The sequence below is a fragment of the Streptomyces sp. ITFR-6 genome (assembly GCF_031844725.1).
Classification (GTDB): Bacteria; Actinomycetota; Actinomycetes; order Streptomycetales; family Streptomycetaceae; genus Streptomyces.
The window spans coordinates 5,818,268-5,831,743 of the sequence record NZ_CP134612.1; the positions used below are offsets into that span (position 1 = coordinate 5,818,268).

Below are 13,476 nucleotides of genomic sequence, written 5' to 3' on the forward strand. Positions count from 1 at the left end.
GCCCGACCACCACCGGGGGCGCCCCGTGACCAACATCCCGGAGACGGGCCGGACCCAGCGGGTCCAGATCCGCCTCGTCGTCATCCAGGTCCTCGTCTTCTCCCTGCTGCTCACCCTCGGCGGCCGACTCTGGTACCTCCAGATCCGCAACGGCCAGGAGTACTCCGACGAGGCGAAGAACAACCACGTCCAGCAGGTCGTCCAGCCAGCCGCCCGCGGCTCCATCCTCGACGCCCGCGGCGTGCCGCTGGCCGACAACGAGACCCGGCTCGTCGTCTCCGCCAGCCGCACCGAGCTGCTGAAGACGGACGACGACGGCAAGGGCGTGCTGACCCGGCTGGCCGGCGTCCTGGACATGAAGCCCAAGGACGTCATCGACAAGGTCCGGCTCTGCGACGCGAAGACCCCGCAGCCCTGCTGGAACGGTTCGCCCTACCAGCCGATCCCGGTCACCGACGAGGCCACCACCCAGCAGGCCCTGACGATCCGAGAGCGCGCGGAGGACTTCCCCGGCATCACCGCGGAGCCCACCGCCGTACGCCGCTACGCCGCACCCGGCAAGGCCAACACCGCACAGGTCCTCGGCTACCTCTCGCCCGTCACCGACCAGGAGATCACCAAGGCCCAGGACAGCGACTCGCCCTACCTGCGCTCCGACCAGGTCGGCCGCTCCGGCCTGGAGCGCACATACGACAAGGAGCTGCGCGGCAAGGCGGGCGTCACCCGCTACGAGGTCGACAACCTCGGCCGGGTCATCGGCCAGGCGAAGAACGACAAGGCGGAGGCAGGCTCCAGCGTCGTCACCTCGATCGACGCCCGGGTCCAGGCCGTCGCGGAGTACGAGCTCAACCAGGCCATGAAGACGGCCCGCACCGAGTTCGACACCAACACCGGCGAGAACTACAAGGCCGACTCCGGCGCCGTCGTCGTCATGGAGGCCAAGACCGGCCGGGTCGTCTCGATGGCCTCGCTGCCCAATTACGACCCCAACGCCTGGGTCGGCGGCATCTCCGGCAAGGACTACGCCAAGCTCACCGGCAAGAACTCCAACTTCCCGCTGCTGAACCGGGCCATCCAGGGCCAGGCCGCCCCCGGCTCCATCTTCAAGGTGATCTCCTCGACCGCCGCGGTCAACGCCGGATACCCCTTCAGCGGCAACTACCCCTGCCCCAGCTCGTACTCCATCGGCGGCCAGACGTTCAAGAACTTCGAGTCCCAGGGCTACGGCGACATCACCATCGGCCGCGCCCTCGAAGTCTCCTGCGACACCGTGTACTACGGCATCGCGCACAAGGAGTGGGCGAAGGACGGCGGGAACAACCCCAAGAAGAAGCCCAACGACTGGTTCTACAAGACCGCGCACCAGTTCGGCCTCGGCAAGGAGACCGGCATCGACCTCCCCAACGAGGTCAGCGGCCGGGTCCCGGACCGCGAGTGGAAGAAGAACTTCGCCAAGGCCAACCACGACTCCTGGTGCAAGCAGGGCAAGAAGGACGGCACGTACGTCGAGAAGATCGCCTACGAGAACTGCCTCGAAGGCGACAAGATGCGTGCCGGTGACTCCGTCAACTACTCGATCGGCCAGGGCGACACCCTCGTCACCCCGATCCAGATGGCGACCATCTACTCCGCCATCTCCAACGGCGGCACCCTCTACAACCCCACCGTCGGCAAGGCGATCGTCAGCGGCGACGGCAAGAGCGTCCAGGAGATCAAGCCCAAGTCCCATGGCAAGCTGCCCTTCACCCAGAAGACCCGCAACGAGATCGACGGGGCCCTCGCGGGTGTCGCCACCCGCGGCTCCGCCGCCTGGCGGTTCGGCGGCTGGCCGCAGGACAAGATCCCGATGCACGCCAAGACGGGTACGGCCGAGGTCTACGGCAAGCAGACGACCTCGTGGTTCGCCACCTACACCAAGGACTACACGGTCGTCATGACGATCTCCCAGGGCGGTACGGGCTCCGGCGCCTCCGGGCCCGCCGTGCGCAACATCTACAACGCGATCTACGGTCTCGACGCCACGGGCAAGCAGGACCTCAAGAAGGCCCTGCTGCCGACCCCGCAGAAGTCCCTTCCGAAGATCCAGCAGGACGGCACCATCGAGACCCCGAAGATCAAGCCGTACGACCCGGACTCCGGCAAGCCGCCGGCCGAGCAGACGCTCGCGGCGATCGTGGGGAGGCGCGACTGATGGCCGGTTTCTCCGTCCAGCGGTACGCCCCCGAGCGCTCGGCCTGGGGCCGGTTGACCGCCCGGGACTCCGTGGTCCGCCGGCTCGACTGGCCGCTGCTCGGATCCGCGATCGCGCTCTCGCTCATCGGCTCGATACTGGTCTACTCCGCCACCAGAGGGCGGGATTCGCTCACCCACGGCGACCCGTACTACTTCCTCTTCCGGCACGCCCTCAACACCGGCATCGGCTTCGCCCTGATGGTCGGCACGATCTGGCTCGGCCACCGCACCCTGCGCGGCGCGGTGCCGGTCCTGTACGGCCTGTCCGTACTCCTCGTGATGGCGGTCCTCACCCCGCTCGGCGCCACCGTCAACGGCGCGCACGCCTGGATCCTGCTGCCCGGCGGCTTCTCGCTCCAGCCCTCCGAGTTCACCAAGATCACGATCATTCTCGGCATGGCGATGCTGCTCGCCGCCCGGGTCGACGCGGGCGACCAGCCGCACCCCGACCACCGGACCGTCGCCAAGGCCCTCGGCCTGGCGGCGCTCCCGATGATCGTCGTGATGGGCATGCCGGACCTCGGTTCCGTGATGGTCATGGTCGTCATCGTGCTCGGCGTGCTGCTGGCCTCCGGGGCGTCGAACCGCTGGATCTTCGGACTCCTCGGCGCGGGCACCGCGGGCGCCGTCGCCATCTGGCAGCTCGGGCTCCTCGACGACTACCAGATCGCCCGGTTCGCGGCCTTCGCCAACCCGGCGCTCGACCCGGCCGGCGTGGGCTACAACACCAACCAGGCCCGGATCGCGATCGGCTCCGGCGGCCTCTTCGGCACCGGACTCTTCCAGGGCACCCAGACCACCGGCCAGTTCGTCCCCGAGCAGCAGACCGACTTCGTCTTCACCGTCGCGGGCGAGGAGCTCGGCTTCCTCGGCGCCGGACTGATCCTGGTCCTGCTCGGCGTCATCCTGTGGCGCGCCTGCCGCATCGCCCGGGAGACCACCGAGCTGTACGGCACGATCGTGGCCGCCGGAATCATCGCCTGGTTCGCCTTCCAGTCCTTCGAGAACATCGGCATGACGCTCGGCATCATGCCGGTCGCCGGACTGCCACTGCCGTTCGTCTCCTACGGAGGGTCCTCGATGTTCGCCATCTGGGTGGCCATCGGACTGCTCCAGTCGATCAGGGTGCAGCGGCCGATAACGGCCTGAGCCGTTGCGGGGCCCCTGCCCAAGTGGGGACATCACGTCTAGATTCGACTCATGGCGGACTCGAAGCGTGAGATCGAGCGGAAGTACGAAGCCACCGACGCCACCCGGCTGCCCGACCTGAGCCGGGTGGCCGGCGTCTCGGCCGTCGGCCACCTGGGCGTCAGCGAACTCGACGCCGTCTACTACGACACCGAGGATCTGCGGCTCGCGGCGGCCTCCCTCACCCTGCGCCGCCGTACCGGCGGGGACGACGCGGGCTGGCACCTCAAACTCCCGGTCGCCACCGGCATCCGCGACGAGATCAGGGCCCCGCTCTCCGACACCCTGCCGCCCGAGCTCGCCGCGCTGATCCGCTCCCGGGTCCGTGACGCCCCGGTCGTCCCCGTGGTCCGGCTCCGCTCCGCGCGCGACGTCCACCACCTGACCGGCCCCGACGGCGGGCTGCTCGCAGAGGTCAGCGTGGACCGGGTCCGGGCCGAACGGCTGCACGGCGGCACCGCCCGCACCCCTCGCACCGCCTGGACCGAGATCGAGACCGAACTCGCCGACGACGGCGACCCGGCGTTCCTCGACGCCCTCGAACGGCGGCTCCGCAAGGCCGGGGTGCGGCCCTCCGCCTCGCCGTCCAAGCTGGCACGGGCACTGGCCGAGACCGGCCCGAAGCGGAAACCGGCCGGCGAACGGCCCCGGCCGCGCACCGCGGGAGACCACGTCCTCGCCTACGTACGCCACCAGATCACCGCGATCATCGCCCTCGACCCGGCCGTCCGCCGAGGACTGCCCGACTCGGTGCACCGGATGCGGGTCGCCACCCGCAGACTGCGCAGCGCCTTCAGGACGTACCGCAAGATCCTCGACCGGACCGTCACCGGCCCGGTGGCCGAGGAGCTGAAGTGGCTCGCGGCGGAGCTCGGCATCGACCGCGACCAGGAGGTCCTGGACGAACGGCTGCGCGCCCGGCTCGACGGGCTGCCCCGCACCCTGGTCCTCGGGCCGGTCCGGGGCCGGCTGCGGATCTGGTCGGTGGCCCGCCGCACCGGCTCCCGCCGCCGCACCGTCGCCAAACTCGACGGCAGCCGCTACCTGACGCTGCTGGAGGCCCTGGACGCGCTCCTGGCGGACCCGCCCCTGCTGCCCGCCGCGGCGAAGCCGCCCGGCAAGGCGCTGCCACGCGCCGTGTACAAGGACCAGCGGCGCCTCGCGCACCGCATCGCCCACGCCCAGGAGCTGCCACCGGGACCGGACCGGGACGTCGCCCTGCACGACGCGCGCAAGGCGGCGAAACGCGCCCGCTACGCGGCCGAGGCCGCCCGCCCCGCGCTCGGGAAACCCGCCAGGAAGTCCGCCAAGCGGCTGAAGGCCGTCCAGGGCGTCCTGGGCGACCACCAGGACAGCGTGGTGGCCCGCGCTGCCCTGCGCGCCCTCGCCGTCCAGGCACAGCTGTCCGGCGAGCCGTCGTTCACCTGGGGACTGCTGTACGGGCAGGAGGAGCGGACGGCGGCGGCACGCGAACGGGAGCTGCCGGGGGTGTGGGCCAGGGCGTCCAGGGCCGGAATCCGGGCGGCACGGGAAAGCTGAGCGTCGCGGTACGCTGGATGGTCATCCTTGCCGGCTCTCGAAAGTTCGCGATGTCTGTCGATTCGGTCTTCCCACAGCTCGAAGCTCTGCTCCCGCATGTGCAGAAGCCCATCCAGTACGTCGGCGGTGAGCTCAACTCCACCGTCAAGCCGTGGGAGGAGTGCGACGTCCGCTGGGCGCTGATGTACCCGGACGCCTACGAGGTCGGGCTCCCCAACCAGGGCGTCATGATCCTCTACGAGGTGCTCAACGAGCGCCAGGGCGTCCTCGCGGAGCGCACCTACAGCGTCTGGCCGGACCTGGAGGAGCTGATGCGCGAGCACAAGGTGCCCCAGTTCACGGTGGACGGACACCGCCCGGTCAAGGCGTTCGACGTCTTCGGGCTGAGCTTCTCCACCGAGCTCGGCTACACCAACATGCTCACCGCCCTGGACCTGGCCGGCATCCCGCTGGCCGCCAAGGACCGAGGCCTGGACGACCCGATCGTGCTCGCGGGCGGCCACGCCGCGTTCAACCCCGAGCCGATCGCGGAGTTCATCGACTGCGCGGTCATCGGTGACGGCGAGCAGGCCGTCCTGGAGATCACCGAGATCATCCGCGCCTGGAAGGCCGAGGGCCGCCCCGGCGGCCGCGAGGAGGTGCTCTTCCGCCTCGCGAGGACCGGTGGCGTGTACGTCCCCGGCTTCTACGACGTGGAGTACCTCCCGGACGGCCGCATCGGCCGCGTCGTGCCGAACAAGTCGGGCGTGCCGTGGCGGGTGTCCAAGCACACGGTCATGGACCTCGACGAGTGGCCCTACCCCAAGCAGCCGCTCGTCCCGCTCGCGGAGACCGTCCACGAGCGGATGTCCGTGGAGATCTTCCGAGGCTGCACCCGCGGCTGCCGTTTCTGCCAGGCCGGCATGATCACGCGCCCCGTGCGGGAGCGAAGCATCACCGGCATCGGCGAGATGGTGGAGAAGGGTCTCAAGGCGACCGGCTTCGAGGAGGTCGGCCTGCTCTCGCTCTCCTCCGCGGACCACAGCGAGATCGGTGACATCGCCAAGGGCCTGGCCGACCGCTACACGGACGACAAGATCGGCCTCTCGCTGCCCTCCACCCGCGTCGACGCGTTCAACGTGGACCTGGCCAACGAGCTGACCCGCAACGGCCGCCGCTCCGGTCTCACCTTCGCCCCCGAGGGCGGCTCCGAGCGGATGCGCAAGGTCATCAACAAGATGGTCTCGGAGGAGGACCTCATCCGGACCGTCGCCACCGCGTACGGCAACGGCTGGCGGCAGGTGAAGCTGTACTTCATGTGCGGTCTGCCCACCGAGACCGACGAGGACGTCCTGCAGATCGGTGACATGGCGGTCAACGTCATCGCCAAGGGCCGCGAGGTCTCCGGGCAGAACGACATCCGCTGCACCGTCTCCATCGGCGGCTTCGTGCCCAAGCCGCACACCCCGTTCCAGTGGGCCCCGCAGCTGGGCGTCGAGGAGACCGACGCCCGGCTGGCCAAGCTCCGGGACAAGATCCGCGGCGACAAGAAGTACGGCCGCTCGATCGGCTTCCGCTACCACGACGGCAAGCCCGGCATCGTCGAGGGCCTGCTCTCCCGCGGCGACCGCCGGGTCGGTTCCGTCATCCGCGCCGTCTACGAGGCGGGCGGCCGCTTCGACGGCTGGCGCGAGCACTTCAGCTACGACCTGTGGATGAAGAGCGCGGAGAAGACACTGCCCGGCTTTGGCGTCGACGTCGACTGGTACACCACCCGCGAGCGGACGTACGAGGAGGTCCTGCCCTGGGACCACCTGGACTCCGGCCTCGACAAGGACTGGCTCTGGGAGGACTGGCAGGACTCGCTCGACGAGACCGAGGTCGAGGACTGCCGCTGGACCCCCTGCTTCGACTGCGGGGTGTGCCCGCAGCTGGACCTCGACATCCAGATCGGCCCGACGGGCAAGAAGCTCCTCCCGCTGACGGTCGTGAAGTGACGGTGTCCTGAGCGACGGTGTCCTGAGCGACGGCGTTCTGGAGTGACACCGTCCGGCTCCGGCCGGGTGACAGCTCGATGACGAAGGCCCGGCCCGGGAAACCCCGGGGCCGGGCCTTCGCGTCATGGGGTGCATGGACTACGGAGAGCACCGGGCCCCCGCGCGGTACGAGAGCGGCGACGGCTGTCTGACCACCCTCATCCGGATTCCGGTGCGGATCGTGGTCCTCGTGCTGGTCCTGCCGGTCCGGATGGTGTGGGACGCGCTCGTCGCCTGCGCCCGAGCCGTGGAGCGGACCCTGCTCCGGCCGCTGGGACGGGCGCTGTCCGGGCTGTTCCACGTCCTGGTGGCCGTTCCGGCCGGATGGCTGTGGGAGTGGGTGCTGACGCCACTGGGCCACGGGCTCCGGTGGCTGGCACGGGCGGTGTTCGTGTGGCCGTGGACGGCGCTGTGGCGGTACGTCGTGGTGCCCGGCGTGCGGTACGGGATCGTCGTCCCGCTCGGCCGGCTGTACACGGCGGTCCTCACCCCGCTCGGACACGGGCTGCGCTGGGTGTGCCTGGAGCTGCTCGCTCCCGCCGGACGCGGCGTCCTCGTGGGGATCGGATGGCTGCTCAGGGCCGTACTCGTCCTGCCTGCCGTGGGCGCGTGGCGACACGTCCTGGTACCCCTGGGCACGGCCGCCGCCTGGATGGTCCGCCACCTGGTCGTCGTGCCCGCCCGGTGGGTCCACCGGGAGCTGCTCACCCCGCTGGGCCACGGCACGGCTCGGCTCCTCGATCTGCTGGCCCGTGGCGTCGCCGCCGGATTCCGGGGGCTGTGGGCCGGCCTCCGGCTGCTGGTGCTGGTGCTTCTCGTCACTCCGCTCGTCTGGGGGTACCAGCGGGTGCTCGCCCCCGTGGGCCGGGAGGTCGCGGCCGCGTTCCGGTTCGCCTGGCGCGCCGCCGGGTTCGTCTCGCGGGCCGTCGGCCGGGCGCTGGCCCGGCTGGCGTGGTACCTGGTCGGGGCGCCGGTGGCCTGGGCCTACCGCACGGTGTGCGCCCCCGTCGGGCGTTTCGTGCGCGGAGCCGTGTGGGCCCCGGTGCGGCGGGCAGCCGTCGCGGCGGCCCGGACGGCCCGGGACACGCTGCGCACCGCCCGCGAAACCGTCCGGCAGGCGCGCCGCGACGCGTGGCGGGCGCTGGTCGGCGGACCGCCCCGGGAACCGGACAGGCGTGTTGCGCGTACTCTGGGTAGTACAACGACTGTGCCCAGCGTGGCGCCCGAACCAGAGATCTCCCTGCACGGCGGGAAAGCCGCCCAGCGGGGGTGAGCCGGAGCGGACACCCCGGGCCACCCGTATTTCGAGGGCGGTGCGCCACCGCGTCCGCCCCGCACCGAGGAGAAGAACCACTGGGCAAGCGACAGCCCGAAGGCCCGCCGCCCGCACCGGCAGTGCAGCGCATTCGTCTGCGCTACACCAAGCGCGGCCGCCTCCGGTTCACCAGTCACCGTGACTTCCAGCGTGCCTTCGAGCGGGCGCTGCGCCGCTCCGAGGTGCCCATGGCGTACTCGGCGGGCTTCACCCCGCATCCCAAGGTGTCCTACGCCAATGCCGCCCCCACCGGCACGGGCAGCGAGGCCGAGTTCCTGGAGATCGCCCTCACCGAGGCGCGTGACCCCGATGTCCTGCGCGAGCTGCTGAACGACTCACTGCCGGACGGGCTCGACATCACGGACGCCGTGGAGGCCCGCACCTCGGGCCTCGCCGACCGGCTGACCGCCTCCGTCTGGGAGATGCGGCTGGACGGGGTCTCGGCGGAGGAGGCGGAGAAGGCCGTGGCCGCCTTCAACGGGGCCGAGACCGTCGAGGTCCAGCGCCGTACGAAGAACGGCGTGCGCAGCTTCGACGCCCGTTCCGCCGTGGTGGAGCTGCGGGCCCTTGACCAACAGCCTGATAGGCCCGAGGTCAAGGCCTGTGCGATACTGCGGCTGGTTGTTCGGCACGTGACACCTGCCGTACGGCCTGACGACGTCCTGTCCGGTCTTCGCGTTGTGGCCGACCTGGCGCCGCCTGTCCCCGCTGCGGTGACCAGGCTGGCGCAGGGGCTCTTCGACGAGGAGTCCGGCACGGTGACCGACCCGCTCGCGCCTGACCGCGAGGCAGCCCCGGCCGTTCTACCCACGGCCACCGGGACCGCCGTCGCGACGGCGCCGGAAGGTGCGGGCACCGCGTAAGGCGGTCGTTGTAGCGCAGCGCTCGGACTCGGGAGCCACCTGGTCCGGGCCGCGCGCAGACCCATAAGACTTTCGCCAGGCCGTGCGCACACCGTGTACGGAACCGGCGAGCCAGACATTCAGCCCCCGTGCGGCGCCCGCGCCCCGGACGGCGGTACCGCGTAGATACGCGGACCGTGCCGGACCGGAATCAGACGCGGCGCCCGGGAGCGCGACGGGAGAACCGCCCGCATGCAAGAGCCCACAGAACCCGGCACGGCCGGGTACGCAGAAGACAGCAACACCCCCGGGGACAAGCTGCCGCCGCGCCGCAGGCGCCGTGCGGCGTCCCGCCCGGCCGGCCCGCCCTCGGGCGGCGCACCGGGTGCGGCCGACGCGCCGGCCATACCGGCCGTTGACGCCGGAGAGTCGGACCCCGGCAACGGGAACACCAACGAGACCGAGGCCGCCCCGCCCGTCCGGGCCCGCCGCCGCGCGGTCCGCAAGGCGACCGCCCCGGCAGGCGCCCCGCAGGCAGCGGAGGTCGTGGAGCCCGCCGTGAGCGCGGAGCCCGTAGCGGCCGAGGCGGCCGAGCCGGTCGAGGCGCCGCGTGCGCGTCGTCGTGCGTCCCGCAAGGCCACCGCTCCGGCGGGCGCTCCGCAGGCAGCGGAGGTCGTGGAGATCGTCGAGGAGCCCGCCGCCGAGGCGAGCCCCGAGCCCGTCGCTGAGGCGCCGCGCGGCCGTACCCGCCGCAGGGCCTCCGCCCCGGCCGGTGCGCCGCAGGCCACCCGGACCGAATCCGCCGAGCCCGTCGCCGCTGCCGAGCCCGAGGAGGCCGCCCCGGCTGCCGAGCCGGTCGAGGCCCCGCGAGGTCGGCGCCGTGCCGTCCGCAAGGCCACCTCCCCGGCCGGTGCCCCGCAGGCCGCCGAGGAGCGCGCTGAGGTCCAGCCCGAGGTCCAGACCGGCGAGAGCCTGCCCGAGACCGCCGTCGAGGAGCTGGCCGCCGAGACCGCGGAGGTCGAGGAGGCCGCCCCGCGCGGCCGCCAGCGCCGCCGCGCCACCGCCGCCGCGGGCCGCCCCGAGTTCACCGGCAAGGTCGAGGAGCCTGTGCGCAGGAGCCGTGGCGCCGCCCGCCCCGCCGTCGCCGTGTTCCAGGCCCCGGTCTTCTCCGAGCCGATGTTCCAGACCCCGGAGACCGCTGCCGCAGCCGCCGCCGCGGGGACCGGCAGGCACGACGAGGAGCCCGAGGAAGAGATCGGGACGACCGAGGAGCAGACCCCGGTCGCCGAGGCGCCCGCCCCCGCGGAGGCCCCGCAGGGCGGTTCGCGCCGCCGTCGCCGCCGTCGTGGTGAGGCCGCGGAGGACGAGCCCGCCGCCGCACCCGCTCCGGCCGCCGCCCCGGTGGAGGAGCAGTCCGCGCAGGAGGACGAGCCTTCGGGCGAGCACGAGGCGGAGCACGACGGGGAGGACACCGACGAGTACGGTGACCGGCCCTCGCGCCGCCGCCGTCGCGGTGGCCGTCGCCGCCGCCGCGGCGAGTCCGCGGAGGACGAGAACACGGAGCAGCAGCCCACCGAAGACACCTTCACCCCGGACCACCGCTCGGACCACTCGGAGGACGAGCAGGAGCGCGCCCACGAGTCCGAGGACGAGGGCGACCACGACGACGACAGCGACGACGACGACAACGACTCCGGCGCCGCCGGTTCGAGCAGCAGCCGTCGCCGCCGGCGCCGCCGCCGTCGCAGCGGTGACTCCTCGTCCGACGCCGAGAACGGCACGGACGACCCGGAGCGCACGGTCGTCAAGGTCCGCGAGCCCCGTAAGAAGGAGGCCGAGCGCGAGCCCGGCACCGGCTTCGACGAGGTCCAGTCCATCAAGGGCTCGACCCGCATGGAGGCCAAGAAGCAGCGCCGCCGCGAGGGCCGCGAGCAGGGCCGCCGCCGGGTCCCGATCATCACCGAGGCGGAGTTCCTGGCCCGCCGCGAGGCCGTCGAGCGCGTCATGGTCGTCCGCCAGAGCGGCGAGCGCACCCAGATCGGCGTCCTTGAGGACAACGTGCTCGTCGAGCACTACGTCAACAAGGAGCAGGCCACCAGCTACGTCGGCAACGTCTACCTGGGCAAGGTCCAGAACGTCCTGCCGTCCATGGAGGCCGCCTTCGTCGACATCGGCAAGGGCCGCAACGCCGTCCTGTACGCCGGTGAGGTCAACTTCGAGGCGCTCGGCATGGCCCACGGGCCGCGCCGTATCGAGACCGCGCTCAAGTCCGGCCAGTCCGTCCTCGTCCAGGTGACGAAGGACCCGATCGGCCACAAGGGTGCCCGGCTCACCAGCCAGGTCTCGCTGCCCGGCCGCTACCTGGTCTACGTGCCCGAGGGCTCGATGACCGGGATCAGCCGCAAGCTGCCCGACACCGAGCGTGCCCGGCTCAAGACCATCCTCAAGAAGATCGTCCCCGAGGACGCGGGCGTCATCGTCCGCACCGCCGCGGAGGGCGCCAGCGAGGACGAGCTGCGCCGCGACGTCGAGCGGCTCCAGGGACAGTGGGAGGACATCCAGAAGAAGTCGAAGAGCAGCGGCAGCTCCAACGCGCCGACGCTGCTCTACGGCGAGCCGGACATGACCGTCCGGGTCGTCCGCGACATCTTCAACGAGGACTTCTCCAAGGTCATCGTCAGCGGCAACGAGGCGTGGGACACCATCCACGGCTACGTCTCGCACGTGGCGCCCGACCTGACGGACCGGCTGTCGCGGTGGACCTCTGAGGTCGACATCTTCGCGACCTACCGGATCGACGAGCAGCTCATGAAGGCGCTGGACCGCAAGGTCTACCTGCCGAGCGGTGGCTCGCTGGTGATCGACAAGACCGAGGCGATGGTCGTCGTCGACGTCAACACCGGCAAGTTCACCGGTCAGGGCGGCAACCTTGAGGAGACCGTCACCAAGAACAACCTGGAGGCGGCCGAGGAGATCGTGCGTCAGCTGCGGCTGCGCGACCTCGGCGGCATCGTCGTCGTCGACTTCATCGACATGGTGCTGGAGTCCAACCGGGACCTGGTGCTGCGGCGCCTCCTGGAGTGCCTGGGACGCGACCGTACGAAGCACCAGGTCGCGGAGGTCACCTCGCTGGGCCTGGTCCAGATGACCCGTAAGCGGGTCGGACAGGGCCTGCTGGAGTCCTTCTCCGAGACCTGCGTCCACTGCAACGGGCGCGGCGTGATCGTGCACATGGAGCAGCCCACCACCGCGGGCGGTGGCGGCGGCAACGGCAAGCGGTCCAAGAAGCGCCGCGGCGGTTCCGGCCAGGACCACGAGCATGAGCACGGCCACGAGCACGAGCACGAGCACGATCACGACAACGAGGCCGAGACCGAGGCCGAGGTGGCGGCCGAGGTCGCCGCTCCGCTGGCGCTGCCCGAGCCGGAGTTCGTCGCGGACGAGGAGCTGTACAGCAGTCCGGCAGAGGCCGAGGCGGCAGCGGGGCGCGGCCGTGGCCGTCGCCGGGCGACCCGTAAGGCGACTGCCCCGGCAGGTGCTCCGAAGCAGGCGTCCGCGCCCGCTCCGGCGGCGGCCGAGCCGGTCGTCGAGCCGGAGCCCGTCGTGGCGCCCGAGCCGCAGCCAGAGGCCGACCCGGAGCCGGTCGCAGAGGCCCCGGCCGCCGAGGCGCCCGCCGCCGAGGCGCCCCAGGGCCGTCCGCGCCGCCGGGCGACCCGTAAGGCGACCGCCCCGGCGGGTTCGCCGGCCCAGGCCGAGCCGGTGACGGCAGAGCCCGCCCCGGCAGAGCCCGCCCCGGCCGTCCAGGCGCCGGTCTCCGACGCCGACCCGGTCGCCGCGGAGGACCCGGTCGCCGAGGCTCCGCACGTGGAGGTCCCGGCCCAGGAGCCGGCCGCACCGCCGCGTGCCCGTCGCCGGGCGACCCGCAAGGCCACCGCGCCCGCGGGCTCTCCGGCAGGCACCGAAGAGGCCGCGACCGTCGTGGTGACGGCTTCCACGGCGGCCGAGCCCGAGGCCGAGCCGGCGCCCGCGAGCGAGTCCGACGCCGCACCGGCCAAGAAGGCGGCCCGCAAGACCGCCAAGAAGGCCACGGCCAAGAAGGCGGCCACGAAGAAGGCCACCACCACGAAGACGGCCGCCAAGAAGACCGCCGCGAAGAAGACGACGGCCAAGAAGGCGGCAGCGAAGAAGACGGTGGCGGCGGAGCAGCAGGCGCCGTCCTCCGTGACGGCTTCGGCGGACGAGGTCTGACCGACCTCGCACCGTGTGCCCGTACGCAGCCGGACCGGTTCCCCCACAGGAACCGGGCCGGCTGCGTATTGCCGCTCCCGGCGCACCACAACCGTCC

The 13,476-nt window shown here is 72.0% G+C and carries 7 protein-coding genes; all 7 read left to right on the forward strand.

Going from position 1 to position 13,476, the window contains the following annotated elements; genetic code table 11:
* Window positions 1-25: 25 nt before the first annotated feature.
* The 7 genes from mrdA to RLT59_RS26560 all read left to right on the forward strand — a co-directional run bounded on the left by mrdA (window position 26) and on the right by RLT59_RS26560 (window position 13,379).
* Window positions 26-2,191 carry a penicillin-binding protein 2 gene (mrdA, locus tag RLT59_RS26530; protein WP_311305714.1) on the forward strand — a complete coding sequence of 722 codons (2,166 nt, stop codon included), beginning with the start codon at window positions 26-28 and terminating at the stop codon, window positions 2,189-2,191.
* Window positions 2,191-3,381 (forward strand): rod shape-determining protein RodA, encoded by a 1,191-nt coding sequence (rodA, locus tag RLT59_RS26535; protein ID WP_311305715.1) that lies wholly within the window; start codon window positions 2,191-2,193, stop codon window positions 3,379-3,381. The genes mrdA and rodA overlap by 1 nt, the downstream gene beginning before the upstream one ends.
* 51 nt (window positions 3,382-3,432) lie before the next feature.
* Window positions 3,433-4,959 carry a CYTH and CHAD domain-containing protein gene (locus RLT59_RS26540; RefSeq protein ID WP_311305716.1) on the forward strand — a complete coding sequence of 509 codons (1,527 nt, stop codon included), beginning with the start codon at window positions 3,433-3,435 and terminating at the stop codon, window positions 4,957-4,959.
* A 50-nt stretch (window positions 4,960-5,009) separates the two neighbouring features.
* On the forward strand, window positions 5,010-6,935 hold the full coding sequence (locus RLT59_RS26545) for a TIGR03960 family B12-binding radical SAM protein (RefSeq protein WP_311305717.1): 1,926 nt from the start codon (window positions 5,010-5,012) through the stop codon (window positions 6,933-6,935).
* A 133-nt stretch (window positions 6,936-7,068) separates the two neighbouring features.
* Entirely contained in the window at window positions 7,069-8,247 is a 1,179-nt protein-coding gene (locus RLT59_RS26550; protein WP_311305718.1) for a hypothetical protein, read from the forward strand.
* A gap of 122 nt (window positions 8,248-8,369) precedes the next feature.
* Window positions 8,370-9,152, forward strand: coding sequence for a TIGR03936 family radical SAM-associated protein (locus RLT59_RS26555; protein ID WP_311305719.1), 783 nt, complete (start codon window positions 8,370-8,372; stop codon window positions 9,150-9,152).
* A 231-nt stretch (window positions 9,153-9,383) separates the two neighbouring features.
* A complete protein-coding gene (locus RLT59_RS26560) occupies window positions 9,384-13,379 on the forward strand; it encodes an Rne/Rng family ribonuclease (protein ID WP_311305720.1) in 3,996 nt (1,331 codons plus the stop codon).
* Window positions 13,380-13,476: the final 97 nt, after the last annotated feature.